General features: G+C 46.6%; 3 protein-coding genes. All 3 read left to right on the forward strand.

Going from position 1 to position 4,420, the window contains the following annotated elements; genetic code table 11:
• On the forward strand, positions 1-813 hold an 813-nt coding region (locus Q0372_RS06860), incomplete at its 5' end, for a class I SAM-dependent methyltransferase (RefSeq protein WP_298104166.1).
• A complete protein-coding gene (locus Q0372_RS06865) occupies positions 776-1,648 on the forward strand; it encodes a cytochrome c peroxidase (RefSeq protein WP_298104169.1) in 873 nt (290 codons plus the stop codon). The genes Q0372_RS06860 and Q0372_RS06865, both read left to right, overlap by 38 nt.
• On the forward strand, positions 1,638-4,058 hold the full coding sequence (locus Q0372_RS06870; protein WP_298104172.1) for a GGDEF domain-containing phosphodiesterase: 2,421 nt from the start codon (positions 1,638-1,640) through the stop codon (positions 4,056-4,058). The genes Q0372_RS06865 and Q0372_RS06870 overlap by 11 nt, the downstream gene beginning before the upstream one ends.
• Positions 4,059-4,420 lie beyond the last annotated feature (362 nt).

The raw sequence follows: 4,420 nt of genomic DNA on the forward strand, positions 1-4,420 counted from the left end.
CGGGTGTTTGAGATACTGCGCGGCTGGGGGGTGAGCTTTGCGGGCAAAAGCGTGCTCGACGTGGGCGCCGGTACGGGGGTTTACTCGCTTTATCTTGCGTCGCTGGGCGCCAAGGTCACGGCGATCGATAGCTCGGAGGGGATGCTGCGTGAGCTAAGGCGCAGCGCGGAGGAGTTTGGAATCCCTTTGCAAAACGTATTAAATTTAAGCTTTGCGGAGTTTTGCGAGCGGCTGAGCTCAAGCGGCTTTGCAGGCGTGGCGGGAAAAAATTTTAAAATTTATCCGCGCTCGCAAAGTAAAATTTCAAATGCGAAAGCTCAAGAAGCGCAGGCTTTAAATTTAAAAGACGCTGTGAGCAAAAACCGCGAGAGTGAAAATTTTAAAATTCCCGCAGTTTTTGACATCGCGTTTCTTACTATGAGCCCCGCTCTTAAAAGTGAGCGGGATTTTGAGGCGTTTTTAGCTTTGGGCGAGCGAAAAATTTATCTAAACTGGGCGAGCGAGCGCAATTCGTCTATGCTGGCGCCGCTGTTTGAGCGCTTCGGCATAGGAGCTAAAAGACTTGCTACCGCCGCCGAAAAGTTTGAGGCGCTGCTCGGGGCGCGCGACATCAAATTTAAAAGCGAAATTTTAACCGAGAGGCGCGAGCAAAAACGCAGCCTGCAAGAGGCGGTGCAAAACGCCGCGTGGCACCTACATATGGACGGCGCGAAGGCTAGCGAGCGCGAGATCGAGGAGATTTTGAAAAAGCGGGCTAAAGGCGGGATGATAAGCGATGAGATCGAAGCGAGTTTTAAGCTGTTTTATATTTAGCCTGGCGCCGCTTTTGGGGCTTTGCGGCAATCTTTTTACGCCGCTTGAAATGCCTAAATACGACCCACAAAAGGCGCGGCTGGGCGCAAAAATTTTTACCGATGTAAGATTTAGCCGCAAAGGTCGCTCCTGCGAGAGTTGCCATAACTTCTATCTAAACGATTCGGGCGCTTCGGTGCGCGACGGACGCGTGCCTACGCTAATAAATTCTTATTACTTTGATCGCTACTTAGGCGATTATAATTTCGCGGGCTTTGAAGCGCGGATCGCGACATCTGTTTTTGACAAGAATGAACTGGACGCGAGCGAAGATAGAATTTTAGAGCTTATCAGGAAGAATTTAGCCTACAAGCAGGCTTTTGAAAGTGCTTACGGCGAGGCAAATACGGCGAACTTCATTGATGCGCTGAAGGAATTTTTAAAGTCCAAAACGGCGATAAATTCCAAATTTGACCGATTTTTGCGCGGCGAGGTTAAGCTAAATGATGCCGAATATAACGGATATGTGCTTTTTGTGCGGCTATGCTCGGCATGTCACAACGGCGTTAGCCTAGGCACCGGCAGCTTTACTAAAATTCGCCCAAGCGCGGAAGAGGAGGATGCGCCTAGGCATAGGCTCACTTCCGATGGATTTGAGCTGCGCCGCGTGCCTAGCTTGCGCAATATCACGCAAACCGCGCCTTACGTAAACGGGCAGACGGATTTGCGTCTTGCGGTGCGGCAGATTGCAAAGGATCTGCTAAAATACGATCTTAGCGATGGGGAGCTTGATGCTTTGATGAGCTTTTTAGCTACGCTTAAAGGCGATATGACGGAGGCGCAGGATGAAAGATAAGATAATGTGGGCTTTGATGGTGGGGATTATGATATTAGGCATAATCATCGCCGGGAATTATTTCTCGTCGCTAAGAGATGTAGCGAGATTTAGCACGATTTCGCGTGAGCTAGCTTTGATCGATAACGCCGATAACCGCTTAAATATATTATTTGATGCAAAGATCGCAAGAAGGGACTTTTCGATCGCAAATGCCGATATGCGCGGCATCTATCAGGTGCTGCAAGCTCTGCAAAAAGATAAAATCATCGATAAAATCGGACTTAGCGGCGATGTGCGCGCGATCGGAAGCGCTTTTAGCGATAAAATTTCGCTTTTGGACGAGCTTGGGGCTTTAAATTCGCAGAATTTAATCCTTTTTCAAAGTCTTCAGCAAAAATTTTTATCCAGCGGCGCAAATGCGCAAAGAGCAAATCTCTACTCTCAAATTTTAGGGCTTAACTATAAAAATCGCTCCGAAATATCTGCTTTAAAAAGCGCGTTAGAAAGCGCAGATGCGTCAAGCCCCGACGAAGCTGCGTTTATAGGAATCGCACGGCAAATTTTAAGGAATTTCGAGCGTCAAAATATCATCGTAAGCGATAATCTCTCGTTGCTCAACGAGCGTTTCGCAAGTCTGCGCGAGCGATTTTCTTACGCTAGCGAGGAATTCTACGGCTCGTTTATGCAAATGACGATGCTTTACACGGCGGTGTTTTTGTCGTTTTTACTGCTTACTTACATCATAAATTCCAATGCTTTGCGTAGCAAACGCGCCCTCGCGCCCTATCGCGCGCTATGCAAGGAGGCAGGCGAAGCGATAGTTTTAGCAGATCAGAGCTTTAAAATTTTATACGCTAATAAAAGCGCGCTTAGCTTAAGCGGCTACGAACAAAGTGAGCTGCAAGGGAGCGATCTTGGAGTTTTGATGCCCAAAGATAAAGGGACCGAACTTCCTGCGATAGTAAATAAAAGCGCCAAAGATACGCGCCTACTTCGTAAAAACGGCGAGCTAGCCGACGTGAGCTTAAGACTAGCAAATATCGCCTCTGTATCCAAGCCGCCGCTATATGCGCTTTACGCTCATGACATCGGCGAGCGCGAGATTATGAAGCTAGCTCTTGCGAACGCGAAGGAGAGCTTAAACAATCAAGTCTATATCGATCATCTTACGGGCCAGGGCAACGAAGCAGCGCTATATGAGCTAATAAACGCCGAAAAAACGGGCGTAGCGATCTACATCACTATCGTAAATTTTGCAAATTTGCGGCTTTTTTACAAGGCGGAGACGACGAATGAAATTCTGCGCTCCTTTGCGCGTACGCTTGCGATGTGTATCGAATCGCACGAGATTAAAGCCAGTATCTTTCGCATCCAATCGGATGAGTTTTGCCTATTTTACGAGGGACTAAATGTCGCGCGCGACGTGGAGATCATAAACAAATATTTCACCGATAAAGTTTTCAATCTCCATACCACCGAGGGCTTTGCCTCCGCGCCTTTAAATATCACGATGGGCGTAAGCGAGCGTGCCGACGTAGCAGGTGGCGCAAATAGGGTCTTTCAGGCGGTTATGGCGATGTATGAGGCGCAGAGCAAAAACGAGCACGTAGGCTTTTACTCGCGCCCAAATGCGATTGAGGAAAAATATCTTCAAAACCAGATTATGATCAACACCATTCAAAATGCGATCAAGAAAAATCAAGTCTTTGTGCTTGTTCAGCCCATATTTGATATCACCCACCGCGATCCTAGTGGTAACACCTACGGCACCGAGGGCGGTGATTATGTCCCGTTAGTATATGAAATTCTAATCCGCCTAATCGATCGTTCGGGCAAGACGCGCTGCCCGGGTGAGTTTATCGATATCGCAAAGCAAACCTCGCTCTACATCCCGCTAACTCAGGTCGTAATAAACGAAGCCTTTCGCTTGCTAGACCGCTTCGCAGGGACTTGCTTTAGCATAAATCTTTCATATTTTGACATCGCAAACGAAGGTATCAAGGAGCTTTTAGAGCGCAAGCTCGCATCCAGCCCAAATGCTTCAAATCTATTCATTGAAATTTTAGAAAGCGAGGAATTTGACGATTACGAGAGCCTACGCAGCTTCATCGCCGTAGCCAAAAACTATGGCTGCAAGGTCGCGATAGACGATTTTGGCAGCGGATACTCCAACTACTATAGAATTTTAACGCTCGACGTGGATTACATAAAGATCGACGGAGCGCTCATCAAAAATATCGCAAACGACAAAAACTCGCGCGCTATCGTCGAAACTATCGCTAACTTCGCGCGCAAGCAGGGCTACGAGCTCATCGCCGAATACGTAGAAAACCACGAAATTTCAATCATCTTAGAAGAGATGGGGATTAAATATATGCAAGGCTACTTCTACAGCAAGCCGATGGAGCCCTCGAGGATAAAATTCTAATCTCATCTCGCCGCGACTTTATAGCCCGCCTTTTTAAATTTATAGCCCAAAGATCGCCTTTGCAAGGCGAGAAATTCTGATTTAGCAAGCCACCTCTTTAATTCATACGGAATTCATCTTGGCAAATACTACGCGGTTTTATCGCGAACTTATGGCGCGCCTTATAGCTAAATTCCCAAAAAGCTTACGCGTGGCAAATGAAGTGGGAGCTAAATTTAAAATTTAATGACGGATTTATGGACGAAATTTTGCAAAGTTCAAAATTTTAAAATTCCAAGCCGTAAAATTTTAAAATTTAAAATGCGCTAGCTGCAAATTTAGGGCTAAATTTTAAAATTACGTAGCGATAAAATTTTAAATTC

This window comes from uncultured Campylobacter sp. (genome assembly GCF_937997405.1).
Classification (GTDB): Bacteria; Campylobacterota; Campylobacteria; order Campylobacterales; family Campylobacteraceae; genus Campylobacter_B.